The organism is Nitrospirillum bahiense (assembly GCF_007828025.1).
GTDB lineage: Bacteria > Pseudomonadota > Alphaproteobacteria > Azospirillales > Azospirillaceae > Nitrospirillum > Nitrospirillum amazonense.
On sequence record NZ_VITO01000003.1, the window covers coordinates 347,171 to 362,232 of the forward strand.

8 protein-coding genes are annotated in these 15,062 nt (G+C 66.2%); 7 read left to right on the forward strand and 1 reads right to left on the reverse strand.

Translation table 11 applies throughout. The annotated features are described in order from the left end of the window. Window positions 1–84: 84 nt before the first annotated feature. Entirely contained in the window at window positions 85–405 is a 321-nt protein-coding gene (locus FBZ88_RS30135) for a hypothetical protein (protein ID WP_211102566.1), read from the reverse strand. On the opposite strand from FBZ88_RS30135, the gene FBZ88_RS06660 reads away from it, so the two are divergent. From FBZ88_RS06660 to FBZ88_RS06690, 7 genes are all read left to right on the forward strand, one after another. Then, window positions 392–2,953 carry a TonB-dependent receptor gene (locus FBZ88_RS06660; RefSeq protein WP_246138540.1) on the forward strand — a complete coding sequence of 854 codons (2,562 nt, stop codon included), beginning with the start codon at window positions 392–394 and terminating at the stop codon, window positions 2,951–2,953. The two genes, FBZ88_RS30135 and FBZ88_RS06660, sit on opposite strands and share 14 nt — an antisense overlap. A gap of 166 nt (window positions 2,954–3,119) precedes the next feature. After that, window positions 3,120–4,784 carry an alpha-L-fucosidase gene (locus FBZ88_RS06665; RefSeq protein WP_145615977.1) on the forward strand — a complete coding sequence of 555 codons (1,665 nt, stop codon included), beginning with the start codon at window positions 3,120–3,122 and terminating at the stop codon, window positions 4,782–4,784. A 31-nt stretch (window positions 4,785–4,815) separates the two neighbouring features. Further along, entirely contained in the window at window positions 4,816–5,907 is a 1,092-nt protein-coding gene (locus FBZ88_RS06670) for a glycosyl hydrolase family 18 protein (protein WP_145615978.1), read from the forward strand. Window positions 5,908–5,980: 73 nt separating this feature from the next. Next, window positions 5,981–8,305: a family 20 glycosylhydrolase gene (locus FBZ88_RS06675; RefSeq protein WP_246138541.1), complete on the forward strand. Its 2,325-nt coding sequence runs from the start codon at window positions 5,981–5,983 to the stop codon at window positions 8,303–8,305. Window positions 8,306–8,337: 32 nt separating this feature from the next. Continuing rightward, window positions 8,338–10,986, forward strand: a complete 2,649-nt coding sequence (locus FBZ88_RS06680) for a beta-mannosidase (RefSeq protein WP_246138542.1) — start codon at window positions 8,338–8,340, stop codon at window positions 10,984–10,986. Then, on the forward strand, window positions 10,983–13,589 hold the full coding sequence (locus FBZ88_RS06685) for a glycoside hydrolase family 3 C-terminal domain-containing protein (protein ID WP_211102557.1): 2,607 nt from the start codon (window positions 10,983–10,985) through the stop codon (window positions 13,587–13,589). The genes FBZ88_RS06680 and FBZ88_RS06685 overlap by 4 nt, the downstream gene beginning before the upstream one ends. 25 nt (window positions 13,590–13,614) lie before the next feature. Beyond that, window positions 13,615–15,051 carry a glycoside hydrolase family 125 protein gene (locus tag FBZ88_RS06690; protein WP_186464242.1) on the forward strand — a complete coding sequence of 479 codons (1,437 nt, stop codon included), beginning with the start codon at window positions 13,615–13,617 and terminating at the stop codon, window positions 15,049–15,051. Window positions 15,052–15,062: the final 11 nt, after the last annotated feature.

Genomic DNA, 15,062 nt, shown 5'->3' on the forward strand with positions numbered 1-15,062 from the left:
GTTCTGATGCGGGGAAGGGGACGGTTTCACAGGGGCCATGGGCGCCATCCTTGTCCGTGATCGTGAATGGAACGGGTGGGCAGATCAGCGTCGGGGGCGTTGTCGCCGTCCCCGAACGGGATGGGCCGGCCGGCCCGCATCCTGCTGGTATTCCTCACTTCCGCCATCGCCCGTTTTTCCCATCATCAGGGCAAAAAGGGAATTATGAAAGCAAATTAAAAAAAAATTGACGAGCGCGGGGCTCTGCGGCACTTTGGTTACCGTTAACACCGACGCAGTAATGCCGATACGGATCGGATCGAAATCAAAGACATCGGCAGAACTCAGAAAAATAAAGCGCAGCAGGGGAAACCACATCATGGGAATTAAGAAGTATGCCTTGGTTACCACCATGCTGATGAGCATGGGGGCGACATCGTTCATACCCGTCCAGGCGTACGCGGCGGATGCCAATGCTGACGACGAGCTGCAAGAGATCGTTGTCACAAGTATCCGCAAGAGTTTGGAGCGCTCTATCGAGGTGAAGCGCGAGGCGAATGCTATCGTCGACGTCATTTCGGCCGAGGGCGTGGGCAAGTTCCCCGACACCAACGTGGCGGAATCCCTGTCGCACCTGCCCGGCATCAGCGTCGACCACCAGTTCGGCGAAGGCGAGAAGATCAGCATCCTGGGTACGGACCCGGCGCTGAACCGCATCCTGGTCGACGGCCAGAGCATCGCCTCGGCCGACTGGGGCGGCAACCCCAACGACCCGAACAGCCGCACGTTCAACTACAGCCTGCTGTCGCCGGAAATCATCGACCAGGCCGAGGTGTACAAGTCGACGGAAGCCCGTATCGACGAAGGCAGCCTGGGTGGCACCGTCATCATCCACACGCGCAAGCCGCTGGATCTGGATGCCAACACCCTGCGCGGCTCGGTCGGCTATTCGTACAACACGCGGTCTGAGCAGGGAAATCCGCGCGGGTCGCTGCTCTACAGCTGGAAGAATGCCGCCAGCAACTTCGGCGTGATGGTCGCCGGCACTTACGACAAGGAAGACCTGTCGCGCGCCGGTATCGAATTCTTCGGTTATGGCAGTGGCAAGGACATCACGGCCGCCAATCCGAATGTGGCCGTCACGGGCGGCGACATTAATTCCGCCAAGTACCCGGCGGGCATCAACGCCGCCTACTTCCAGCAGACCCGTGAACGCGAGGGCGTGCAGGCCGCCATTCAGTACCAGCCGACCGACACCCTCGATTTTGATCTGTCGGGCATCTACATTCATGGCGACTATAACAACTTCAGCCAGTCTCGCTTTATCTACCCGGCTGGCAGCAAGGGTGCGTTCCAGACGGCCACGGTGAAGGACGGGTTGATCACCAACGCGACGTTGGGTAATGGCGCCTACACCGAATTGGACACGAATTATCGCCAGACGACGGTGCAGACCGCTCGCCTGAACTTGGCGGGCACCTGGACGCCGACCAAGGATTGGAAGGTCCACACCGACGTCGGCTACACCCGCGCCTTCGGTGGCAAGGACCCCGAATACCTGCTCTCGTTCTATTCGTCGGCGCCGTACAGCTTTGCGTATGACGGCACCAACACGAACGTCACCTACACCAATGGCTCCGCGTCCGGTAATGCGCTGTCGACCCGGGCCGCGGGTGGGCAGGCGGGCGGTATCGCGGCTCAGCTGAATGCCGACTCCGAGGCCTACGGCCAGATGGACGTGACCCATGATATCAACCTGGGTCCGATCACCAGCGTCCAGGCCGGTGTGAAATACACCGACCACCTGAACACGGTCCGCGCCTACGGCAGCCGGACCATGTCCAATGGCGCGGTTTCCCTGACCAGTCTGGGCGCGTCGCCGGTGCCGAGCAGCGTGTTCGACGACCTGAATGCGAGCGGCGACCTCATCCACTTCTCCACCATCAGCAAAGAAGCGGTGGTCAATTATCTGGATGGGCTGAACACCACCTACTATCGGGACTATGGTTCCGAATATAAGGTGACCGAGAAGAATGGGAATGCGTACGTCCAGGCCAACTTTGCCGGCACCAATTACCGGGGTAATTTGGGTGTGCGCTACGTGCACAGTGACGACGATATAAAGTTCTGGAACACCAGTGATAACGGCAACAGCTATCAGTCGGTGACCACGAATAACCGTTATGGCCGCTTCCTGCCGTCCTTCAACGTCGCTTATGACGCCACGGACGATGTGGTGGTTCGTTTCGGCGCCGCCAAGGTTATTGCCCGTCCGCGTTATGCCGACTACGCCGGCGCCTTCTCGAAGGATGACACCAGTTTCAATGGCAGTGGTGGCAACCCCAACCTGAAGCCGTATGAATCGAACAATTACGACGTTTCCGCCGAGTGGTACTTCAATAAGGACTCGCTGGTTTCTGGCGAATTCTTCTTCCGCCAGATTTCATCGTACATTGTAAGCGTCACGAAGGATAACGTGCCGCTCGTCAGCCAGCGCGACGGCCTGGTTCATGATTACTCGATCACAACGCCTCAAAACTTCTCTGATGCGAATGTTAAGGGCTTCTCGGCCCTTTATCAGACGAACATCGCCTACGGGTTTGGTGTCCAGACCAACTACACTTATGCGATCGCCGATACGGCCAGTGGCCTGAACATGCCGTACCTGTCACGGCATACGGTGAACTTCATCCCCTATTATGAGCAGGGGCCGCTGCAGGCGCGTGTAAGCCTGGGGTGGCGTTCGTCCTACTTCACCAGCATCGGTCGTTTGAATTCGAACAACATGACCGACTCGTACATGCAGCTGGACTTCTCCGCCACCTACAGCATCACGGAGAACCTGCAGGCGACGGTGAACGCCACGAACCTGCTGGACGAGTTGTACTACTCGTACAGCGGCACGAAGGCCGCGCCGATCGGTTACTACCGCAACGGCAGCGTTTACTCCGTCAGCATGTCCTACAAGATGTAAGCCTTCCCTCCCCTGGGCCGTCGCCTCGCGCTTTGGCGGCGGCCCATTCTTTTTTAAATTAAAGAAAAGATTTGGCAGAATGGGACGGGTGACAGAACCGCCCCCACGGCTGGGCAGCGCCATTGCCCGCCGATCCGATTCAACTGTCCAAACCGGAGGCCAAGCCATGATCCGCCGCTCTTCACGCTTGACCGGGGGGCGCCTGATCCGGGCCTGCCTGCTGGCGACGGCGTTGTCCGTTCCGGCAGGGGCGGCTTTCGCGGCCAAGCAACTATCAGTGCCCGCCACCGCTCCCACCGCCGACACCCTGTCGCCAGCTCAAATTGACCTGCAGTGGGAAAAGCGCGGCGCCAAGCATGTGTCCGACGTTGCCGCCGAGCTGAGGCAGGTGGAGCAGGGGGATGGACAGGGCCCGTTCCGGCCGGACTGGGCCTCGCTGAAGACCTATCAGGTGCCGCAATGGTACGCGGACGCCAAGTTCGGTGTCTTCATCCACTGGGGCCTGTATTCCGTTCCCGCCTTTGGCAGCGAGTGGTACTCGCGCCTCATGTACACCAAGGGCACCAAGGAGTACGACCACCACATCAAGACCTTCGGCCCCCAGGACAAATTCGGCTACAAGGACTTCATTCCCCTGTTCAAGGCGGAGAAGTACGACCCCCGCGCCTGGGCCGCCCTGTTCCGGGCGGCCGGTGCCCAGTACGTGGTGCCGGTGGCGGAACATCACGACGGCTTCGCAATGTACGACACCAGGCTGTCGGACTGGTCGGCGGTGCGCATGGGGCCCAAGCGCGACCTGATCGGCGACCTGGCGCGGGCGGTGCGGGCGCAAGGCCTGCATCTTGGCCTGTCGTCGCACCGGGCGGAGCATGACTGGTTCTTCGATGAGGGGCGCAAGATCCCCTCGGACGTCAATGATCCACGCTACGCCGACTTCTACGGTCCCGCCCAGCTGCGGGTGAAGGAGAAGGGGTCGGACGACGCCGACGTGTTCGGCGACTTCACGCCGGTGTCGCAGGCATGGCTGAGCGACTGGCTGGCCCGGTCGGCTGAGCTGGTGGATCTCTACCACCCCGACCTGATCTACTTCGACTGGTGGATCGGCCACCCGGCATTCCGCGGCACATTGCCCAAGTTCCTGGCCTACTACTACAACAGCCAGGCCAAGCTGGGCGGATCCGCCATCGTCAACTACAAGATCGGCGCCTTCCCCGAAGGCGCCGGCGTGCTGGACATCGAGCGTGGCCAGCTGCCGGGCATCCAGCCGCGCGTCTGGCAGACCTGCACCTCCATCAGCAACGACAGCTGGGGCTATGTCGAGAACGACACCTACAAATCGCCGCAGGCGCTGATCCATCTGCTGGCCGACGTCGTGTCCAAGAACGGCAACCTGCTGCTGAACATCGGCCCGCGCGCCGATGGCAGCATTCCTCAAGGGGCGCAGGACACGCTGATGGCCATGGGCGGCTGGCTGACGGTGAATGGCGAGGCCATCTACGGCACCCGGCCCTGGCGTCAGTTCGGCGAGGGCCCGACAGAGGTGGCCAGCGGGTCCTTCCAGGAAACCAAGACCAAGCCCTACACGGCCCAGGACTTCCGCTTCACCACCAAGGGCACGGCACTCTACGCCATCGAGCTGGGCTGGCCGGCGGAAGGGGAGGCCGTGATCCACAGCCTGAAGGCGGAGGACAAGGTGAAGGCCGTGACCCTGCTGGGTACCGGAGGCGGCACGCTGACCTTCCGCCAGGATGCCGATGGCCTGCACCTGACCCTGCCGCAGCGGCCGGCGGGCGCCATCGCCGCCTACGTCTACCGCATCGAGATGCAGTGAGCGGCGTCAAGGCCGCCTTGAAGGAGATGTCATGAAACGACTGTTGGGAACGCTGGCCGCTGGCCTGTCGATGCTGGTGGCCGCCGGATCCGCGTCCACCGCCTGGGCAGCTACTGGGGCCGCCACTGGGACTAAGGCGCCTACCGCCTTGTTCTATATGATGGAAACCCAAAAATCGATTAACTCGTTCGAGCAGCACATCGACAAGATCGACCTGCTGGTGCCCACATGGTACGGCGTCGACCAGAACGGCTTGGTGTATGGGCAGCCCAACCCCTATGTGCTGAAGCTGGCGCACGAGAACAAGGTGCCGGTGATGCCCATCATCTCGCCGGTGGACAAGCAGAAGTTCCATGAACTGATCACCAGTGAGCCGGCCAAGAAGGCCATGATCGCCTCGCTGTTGCAGCAGGCCAAGGAACACGGCCTGATCGGCTATCAGTTCGACTTCGAGAATATCGCCTGGACCGACCGCGACGCCTTCACCCTGCTGATCAAGCAGACGGCGACCGCCCTGCACGGCGCCGGCCTGAAGCTGTCCATCGCCGTGGTGCCCAACGCGCCGGGCCATGCCGGCCGAGGCCCCTTCTCCAAGTGGATGTGGGAGTTCTGGCGCGGCGCCTTCGATTACAAGGCCATCGGCGACGCCGTCGACCTGTTCTGCCTGATGACCTATGACGAGCACACCCGCTGGACCGTGCCCGGCCCGGTCGCCGGTATGCCCTGGGTGATGGAGCACCTGAAGTACGCCCTGCAGTTCATTCCCAAGGAAAAGCTGTCGCTGGGCATCCCGCTCTATGGCTACCGCTGGTACACCGACAACCCGGTGAAGCCGGACGGGACCGAGGCGTCCAACATCGCCGGCGCCTATTTCGATGCCGACGAGTCAATCCCGCAGGCCAAGCAGTATGGTGCGCAGATTCAGTGGGATCCGGTGGAGCATGAGGCCTTTTACTTCTTCTACCGCGACCAGATGCGGGAATGGGTGTTCATGCCGGAAGCCCGCAGCTTCCATGACCGTTACGCCCTGGTGAAGGAGTATGGCCTGGAGGGCTTCTGCTCCTGGGTCCTGGGCTCGGAAGACCCCAAGGTCTGGGACGAGCTGCCCAAGGCACAGCGCTGAGAACAGGAACGAAGCTGAGGGGACTGGGCGGATGGGAATAGGGCCGATGGGGATGGGGCCAATGGGGATGGGAATGAGGGCCGTTTTGGGGGCTTTGGCCATGACGATGGTGGTGGTGGCCAGTGCTGCCGCCGGATCGGGTCCAGTGTCATCGCCACCTGGGACGGCACCCGCCCTTATTCCCATGCCAGCCGAGTTCCAGCCAGGACAAGGAACCTTTACCCTGGGCGCCGGCGCCGGTATCGCGGTGCCCGCGGGTGACGTCCAGGCGCGCCAGGCGGCCACCCTGCTGGCCGGTATGGTGAGCCGGGTGCGGGGCCTGACCCTGGACGTACGGGACGGCGGCGCCGCTGCCGTCACCCTGGCCCTGGATGCCGCCGCCCCGGTGGCCCAGGCCGAAGGCTACACCCTGGCGGTGACGCCGCAGGGCATCCGCGTTACGGCGCGGGATGAGGCCGGGCTGTTCTATGGCGCCATGAGCCTGGTCCAGCTGCTGACGCCGGAGGGGGACAGCCAGGGCCCGGTTACGGTGCCGGCGCTGGAGATACGGGACTGGCCGCGCTTTTCCTGGCGCGGCCTGATGCTGGACGTGGCCCGCCACTTCCAGCCCCTGGACAGCGTCAAGGCCTTGGTCGACCAGATGGCGGCGCACAAGCTGAACCGCCTGCATCTTCACCTGACGGATGACCAGGGCTGGCGGCTGGAGATCAAGCACTATCCCGACCTGACCAAGGTGGGCGCCTGGCGCACCCCACCCACTGTCGGCGGGCCAGACGCGCCGAGCCCGCGCTACGGCGGCTTCTACACCCAGGATCAGATCCGTGACCTGGTGGCCTATGCCGCTGCGCGGCATGTCACCATCGTGCCGGAGATCGACATGCCCGGCCACGGCCAGGCGGTCATGGCCTCCTATCCCAACATCGGCGTCACCGGTGCCCGGCCCGCCGTGGCGGTGGATTGGGGCGTGAACCCCTATCTGTTCAATGTCGATGAGGCCAGCTTCACCTTCATCCAGACCGTGCTGGATGAGGTGATGGCGCTGTTCCCCTCCACCTATATCCACGTCGGCGGCGACGAGGCGCTGAAGGACGAGTGGAAGTCGTCCCCCCAGGTGCAGGCACGCATGCGGGCCCTGGGTCTGAAGGATGAGAACGCGCTGCAGACCTGGTTCATCGAGCGCGTGGGCCAGTATCTGGCGGCCCATGGCCGGCGCATGATCGGCTGGGACGAGATTCTGGAGGGCGGCATCCCGCCCACGGCCACCATCATGTCCTGGCGCGGCACCAAGGGGGCCGTGGATGCCGCCCGCATGAACCACGATGTGATCCTGTCGCCGGCGCCCACCCTGTACCTGGACAGCCTGCAAAGCCGGCGGAATGATGAGCCGTCTGGCCGCCTGGCCATCGTCACCCTGGCGGACATCTATGCCTACGACGCCTTGCCGGCGGAGCTGGACGCGAACCAGGCCCGCCATGTGCTGGGCGGTCAGGGCAACCTCTGGACCGAATACATGATGACGCCGTGGCATGTGACCCACGCCATCTACCCCCGCATCGACGCCCTGGCGGAGGGGCTGTGGTCGCCCAAGGACCGGCGCGACTGGCGGGATTTCCTGGGGCGTCTGCCGGCACAGCTGGCCCGCTACCGTCGCCTGGGCGTGGACGCGGCCGACAGCGCCTTCGCCGTCGATTTCACGGTGGAGGGTGGGCCCAACGCCGCGCTGGCCGCCGGTGCCGCCACGGTGGCCCTGTCCAACCAGGCCGGCTTCGGCACCATCCGCTACACCACCGACGGCAGCGCGCCGACCACGGCGTCCACGGCCTACGAGGCGCCGCTGCATCTCACGCTGCCTGCCATCCTGAACGCGGCCGTGTTCAGCGACGCCGGCCAGATGCTGGCTGCCCCCCGCCGGTATAACCTGACCGCTGGTGCGCTGCGCACACGGCAGAGTGGGGAACTGGCGGCCTGCCCCGAGGGCGAAATGGGCCTGCGGATTCCCCTGACACCGGACGCGACCACGCGCGGCCCTGTGTTCAACGTCAACCTGTTCGACGCCTGCTGGGTCTATCCCAAGGCCCGGCTGAACGGCGTCACCGCGCTGACGGTGCAGGCGGCCCGCCTGCCGCGCAACTACGGCTTGGCCCATGACGCCGTCAAGGTGCGCAGCCATCCTGCGACCACGCCCAATGGCGAGCTGGTGGTGCGGATGGATGGGTGCGACGGGCCGGTGGCCGCCACCATGCCCCTGCCGTCGCCGGCCAGGGCGCCGGTACAGTTCCCCCTGACCACCCCGCTGCCGGTGGCGACGGGGGAGCATGACCTATGCCTGACGTACACCGCGTCTATCCATGGTCCGCTATATGCCATCGGAAGTGTCAGCCTGCAGGCCGAACCATGACTAAGCTGATGCCGCACCAGAGGAAATTTCCCATGCCGCGCGCCCTGAACCATTCCCTGTCCCTGGCGTTCGCCTTGGCGCTGATGGCACCCGGCCTGGCCGAAGCGGCGCCGATGACGCGGGATCTGGACCAGGGCTGGACCTTCCGCCTGGCGCCGCAGGATCCGGCCGCCAAAGCGCATGGGGGGGAGACGCAGTGGCGGACGGCCACCGTGCCGGGCGCGGTGCAGACCGACCTTCTGGCCCTGGGCCGCATCGGCGACCCGTTCTACCGCGACGCCGAGGCCGGCCTACAGTGGATCGGCCTGGCCGATTGGGACTACCGCACCACCCTGGCCGTGGATGAGGCGACGCTGCGCCATGACCATGTCGACCTGGTGTTCGAGGGGCTGGATACCTTCGCCGATGTCAGCGTGAACGGCAAACCGCTGCTGTCGGCCGACAACATGTTCCGCCGCTGGCGCGTGCCGGTGAAGCAGGCGCTGCGCCCCGGCGCCAACACCCTGTCGGTGGCGCTGCACTCCCCCATCGCCAAGCTGCAACCCTGGTTGCTGAAGCAGCCCTATGCCTTGCCGGGTGAGTTCGACAGCGCCTTCGGCGATGAGCCGGCGGGCAAGCAGACCTCCAACTACGTGCGCAAGGCCAACTACCAGTATGGCTGGGATTGGGGTCCCCGCTACGTCACCCTGGGCATCTGGCGGCCGGTGCGGTTGGAGGCCTGGGACGGCCCCCGCCTGGCCGATTTCCACATCGATCAGCAGAAGGTGGGAATCGAGACGGCGGCTGTGCGGGCGGAGTTCGAGATCGCCGCCGACCGGCCGGGCACGGTGCGCGTGACCGTCATCCCCACCGCGCCGGATGGCACGGCGCTGCCCGCCGTTACCCAGGACGTGGCGCTGGACGCCGGCACCAACCAGGTCAGCCTGCCGGTGCGTATCGACCATCCCCGCCTGTGGTATCCGGCGGGCTATGGCGCGCCCGACCTCTACACCTTCAAGGCGACCATCAGCGATGGCGCGGAGGTGGTGGCGACCTCCGCGCGGCGCACCGGCCTGCGCCAGGTGGAACTGCGCCGCGCGCCGGACCAGTGGGGCAAGAGCTTCGAGTTCGTGGTGAACGGCATCCCCGTCTTCGCCAAGGGCGCCAACCTGATCCCCATGGACAGCTTCCCCAGCCGGGTGCCGGCGGAAACCGCCCGCGCCCTGCTGCAATCGGCCCGCGACGCCAACATGAACATGCTGCGCATGTGGGGCGGTGGCCACTACCAGGACGACGCCTTCTACGACCTGGCGGACGAGATGGGCATCATGGTGTGGCAGGACTTCATGTTCGGCGGTGCCATCACCCCCTATGACGTGGCCTTCCGCGAGAGCAGCCGGGCCGAGGCGGTGGACCAGGTGAAGCGCCTGCGCGACCACCCCAGCATCGTCCTCTGGTGCGGCAACAACGAGGTGCAGACCGGCTGGGAATCCTGGCCCGACCGCCAGACGTTCAAGGACAGCATCGCCCCGGCGGAGCGGGAGCGCATCGTCACCGGCATGACCGTGCTGTTTGGTGACGTGCTGCGCGGCGTGGTTGCCAAGTATGCCGGCGGCGTGCCCTATTGGGCCAGCACCCCCAGCACCGATTTCGACGGCCCCGCCGACCAGATGGACGACGGCGACAAGCACTACTGGAAGGTGTGGTCCGGCTCCGCCCCGCTGGAGGACTACCTGGACACCACGCCGCGTTTCCAGTCCGAGTACGGCCTGCAATCTTTCCCCGTGATGCGCACGGTGCGCGCCTTCGCCAATGCAGAGGATCTGGCCAGCCCGAATTCGCCGGTCATGCGGGCGCACCAGAAGTTCGCCAATGGCAACGGCAATGACCGCCTGCTGTTCTACATCCGCAAATATTATGGCGAGCCCAAAGACTTCGCCGCCTTTGTCTACCTTAGCCAGGTGATGCAGGCGGAAGGCATACAGATGGCGGCGGAGCATCTGCGCGCCTCGCGGCCGCATAGCATGGGCTCGCTGTACTGGCAGCTGAATGACGTGTGGCCGGGTGCCTCCTGGTCCAGCATCGACTATTTCGGCCGGTGGAAGGCGCTGCAGTTCCACGCCCGACGCTTCTACGCCCCGCTGCTGGCCGCGGCCCAACGCCATAACGGCACGACCGACATCCACTTGGTGTCGGACCTGACCGCGCCGCTGGCGGTGCAATGGCGCCTGCGGGTCATGGATCTGGACGGCACCGTGCGGCAGGAGCGGACCACGCCGGTCACCCTGGCGCCGCTGTCCAGCACGGATGTCGGTACTTTCGAGGATGCCGCCCTGTTGAAGGGGGCCGATCCGGCCCGCACCGTCGCGGTGGTGGAACTGCTGCAGGGCGGCCAGCCGGTATCGCGCGAGATCGTCTATTTCGCCGACGCCATCGACCTGGCCCTGACGGATCCGGGGCTGACCGCCGACCTGCAGCCCGCCGCCGACGGCTATACCCTGACGATCAAGGCGCAGCGCCTGGCGCGTGGCGTCTGGGTGGAATTCGGTGACAGGGACGCCAGCCTGTCGGACAACGCCTTCGACCTGCTGCCGGGCCAGACGGTGACGCTGGCCGTGCGCAGTGCCGCCGACATCGCCGCCCTGCGCCAGGCCCTGTCCGTGCGCTCCCTGGCCGGCGCCACCAAGGGGGCGCGGTCGTGAGGCGGGTTCTCGCGCTGGGGGCGGCGCTGCTGTCCCTGGTCCTGCCCACCGGGGCTTGGTCGCAGACGGATAGCGAGGTGCTGGTCAACCGCATGACCCTGGCCGAAAAGATCGGCCAGATTCAAAGCGCAGCCCCCGCCATCCCGCGCCTGGATCTGCCGGCCTACGAATGGTGGAACGAAGGGTTGCACGGCGTCGCCCGTGCCGGCTACGCCACCGTTTTCCCCCAGGCCATTGGCCTGGCCGCGACCTGGGACACCGACCTGCTGCGCCGGGTGGGCGATACCGTGTCTACCGAGGCGCGGGCGAAGTTCAACGCCGCCGGCCCCAAAGCCGATCATGACCGCTACCAGGGCCTGACCATCTGGTCGCCCAATATCAACATCTTTCGCGACCCGCGCTGGGGCCGGGGGCAGGAAACCTATGGCGAGGATCCCTACCTGACCGGCCGGCTGGCCGTGGCCTTCATCCAGGGCATCCAGGGGCCGGATCCAGCCCATCCCAAGGCCATCGCCACCGCCAAGCATTTCGTCGTGCACAGCGGGCCGGAGGCCGGGCGCCACGCCTTCGATGTCGACGTCTCGCCCCATGATCTGGAGGAGACCTACCTGCCGGCCTTCCGCGCAGCCGTCACCGAAGGGCAGGTGGGGTCCGTCATGTGCGCCTACAACGCCCTGCACGGCACCCCCGTCTGCGCCGATCCGGAGCTGCTGAACGGCCGGCTGCGGCGGGATTGGGGCTTCAAGGGCTATGTCGTGTCCGACTGCGACGCGGTGGACGACATGACACGCTTCCACCACTACCGCGCCGACAATGCCGGCTCGGCCGCCGCAGCGCTGCTGGCTGGCACTGATCTGAACTGCGGCGGCGGCGGCCGCTACGCCTATGCAGACCTGAATGCCGCCGTCAGCCAGCATCTGGTGACGGAGGGTGCGGTGGACCAGGCGGCGCGGCGCGTCGTGGCCGCCCGCGCCCGGCTGGGCGCCTTCACCGCCGCCGACCCTTACGCCGACATCGGGGCGGAGCGCATCGACGATGTGAACGCCCGCGCCCTGGCGCTGGAGGCGGCGCGCAAATCCATCGTGCTGCTGAAGAACCGCAACAACGCGCTGCCGCTGGCCCCCGGCTCCAACCTGGCGGTGGTCGGCCCCAACGCCGATGCGTTGGGCGTGCTGGAGGCCAATTATCACGGTACCGCCGTCCAAGCCTACACGCCCCTGGCGGCGCTGCGCATGGCCCCGGGCGTGGGCACCGTCCGCTACGCCCAAGGGTCGACCCTGGCGGAGGGTGTGCCCGTGGTGGTGCCGGAGACGGCGCTGAAGACGGGGGCGGGCAGCGGGGCGGAGGCTGGCCTGACCGGCGACTATTTCGACAGCCTGGATTTCAGCGGCGAACCGCGCCTGACCCGCACCGACCGCACCGTCGATTTCGACTGGGACAAGGTGCCGCCGGTTCCCGGCATGGACGCGCGCCGCTACGCCGTGCGCTGGACCGGCCTGCTGGTGCCGCCGGGGCCGGGCGACTACACCCTGGCGGTGCGCGTGGACCGCTGCTTCGACTGTCAAGGGCATGACCCCGTGCGCCTGTACCTGGACGGCCGGCTGGTGCTGAACGACCCCGGCACCGGCAAGGACAGTGACCTCATGGTGCCCTTGCATGTGGAGGGTACCAGCCCCCACCGCCTGCGCCTGGAGCTGGTGCACAGCGGCCAGGACCAGGGTGTGCGCCTGATGTGGCTGGCGCCGGCGGAGGTCCAGCGGGCGGCGGCTCTGGCCGCCACCAAAGGCGCGGACGCCATCATCGCCTTCGTCGGCCTGTCACCGGACGTGGAGGGCGAGGAACTGGGCATCGCCGTGCCGGGCTTCGACGGCGGCGACCGCACCGATATCGGTCTGCCCCTGCCGCAACGCCAATTGCTGGAGGCCCTAGCCACGACCGGCAAGCCTTTGGTCGTGGTGCTGATGTCCGGCAGCGCCGTGGCGCTGACCTGGGCGCAGGATCATGCCGACGCCGTGCTGGCCGCCTGGTACCCGGGGGAGCGCGGCGGCCGGGCGCTCGCCGAGACGCTGACCGGCAGCAACAATCCGTCCGGCCGCCTGCCGGTGACCTTCTACCGCTCCGTCCGCGACCTGCCGCCGTTCGTTGACTATGCCATGGCCGGGCGCACCTACCGCTATTTCGAGGGCACGCCGCTGTACCCCTTCGGCTTTGGCCTCAGCTACACCCGCTACGCCTATGACGATCTGACGCTGTCCGCGACCGATCTGCCGGCCGGCCAGCCACTCGCGGCCAGCGTCACGGTCAGGAACGTGGGCGACCATCCGGGTGAGGAGGTGGCGCAGCTGTACGTCACGCCCCCGTCCGGCCCCCTGGCGCCGCGCCGCCTGCTGGCCGGGTTCCAGCGCGTGCACCTGGAACCGGGGGAAAGAAAGCGCGTGACCTTCCAGGTGCAGCCCCGTGACATCAGCGGCGTGGACGCCGCCGGCAACCGCACGGTGGAGGCGGGGCGCTATCAGGTTTTCGTGGGTGGCGGCCAGCCGGACTTCACTCCGGGCATCGAGAAGACGGTCGACATCCAGGGTCGCCAGGCCCTGCCAAAATGAACGGGGCCGAAATGAAGGACGCGGGATGATCAGCCGTCGTGACACGCTGTGGGGTCTGGCGGGTGGCGTTTTGGCAGGAGCCCTGCCGGCAAAGCGCACCCATGCCGCCCCCCTTGCCAGCCGGCGCCCGCCGCCGGCCCAACGCAAGGTGTCCAGCCCGGCGGTGGAGCGGGAGTTGGCGCGGGTGAAGGCCGCCATCGCGGATCCGGAGTTGGCCTGGCTGTTCGAGAACTGCTTCCCCAACACCCTGGACACAACGGTGGAGCTGGGGCGGCTGGACGGCAAGGCCGACAGCTTCGTCATCACCGGCGACATCGAATGCCTGTGGCTGCGCGACAGCTCCGCCCAGGTGTGGCCCTACCTGCCGCTGGCCAGGAACGATGCCGTTTTACGCCAGGTGTTCCACGGCCTGATCCATCGCCAGGCGCGCTGCATCCTGATCGATCCCTACGCCAACGCCTTCCTGCCGGACCCCAAGGGCACCACCCCCAACAAATGGGCCGTGGGCGACCTGACGGAGATGAAGCCGGGGGTGGCGGAGCGGAAGTGGGAGATCGACAGCCTGTGCTATCCCATCCGCCTGGCCCATGGCTATTGGCGCGCCACCGGGGATGTGACGCCGTTCGATGAGGAATGGCGGGCGGCGATGCGCCTGGTGGTGGCCACCTTGCGCCAGCAGCAGCGCAAGGACGGCCCCGGCCCCTATCGCTTCCAGCGCAAGGCGGAGACGCCGACCGAAACCTTGGCGTTGGACGGCTACGGCTTCCCCACGCGCAAGGTGGGCATGATCCACGCCATGTTTCGCCCCTCGGACGACGCCTGCCTGTATGCCTTCAACATCCCCGGCAACCTGTTCGCTATCACGGCCCTCCGCCTGCTGGCGCCCCTGTGGCGCGCCGTGGGTGGGGAGGAAGCGCTGGCCCGGGACGCGCTGGCCCTTGCGGCGGAGGTGGAGGCGGCGGTGCATGCCCATGGCCGCATGTCCGACGCGGCCGGCCAGGACATCTGGGCCTATGAGGTCGACGGCTTCGGCAATCGCCTGTTCATGGACGACGCCAACGTGCCCAGCCTGCTGGGCCTGCCCTACCTGGGCTGCTGCGCTGCCGATGATCCCCTGTACCGCCGCACCCGGGCGCGGGTGTGGAGCGACGACAACCCCTATTTCTTCCAGGGCACCGCCGGGGAAGGTGTTGGCGGCCCACATGAAGGCCTGCGCATGATTTGGCCCATGGCCATCATCGTGCGCGCCCTGACCAGCGACGACGACGCCGAGATCCGCCAGTGCCTGGCCTGGCTGAAGGCCACGCATGCCGGTACCGGCTTCATGCATGAGGCCTTCGACCAGGATGACCCCACCCATTTCACCCGGTCCTGGTTCGCCTGGGCCAACACCCTGTTCGGGGAATTGATGATCGACCTGCTGGCCCGCAAGCCGGCGCTGCTGCGCGCGCCCGTGCGCTGAGGGGGAGGAGA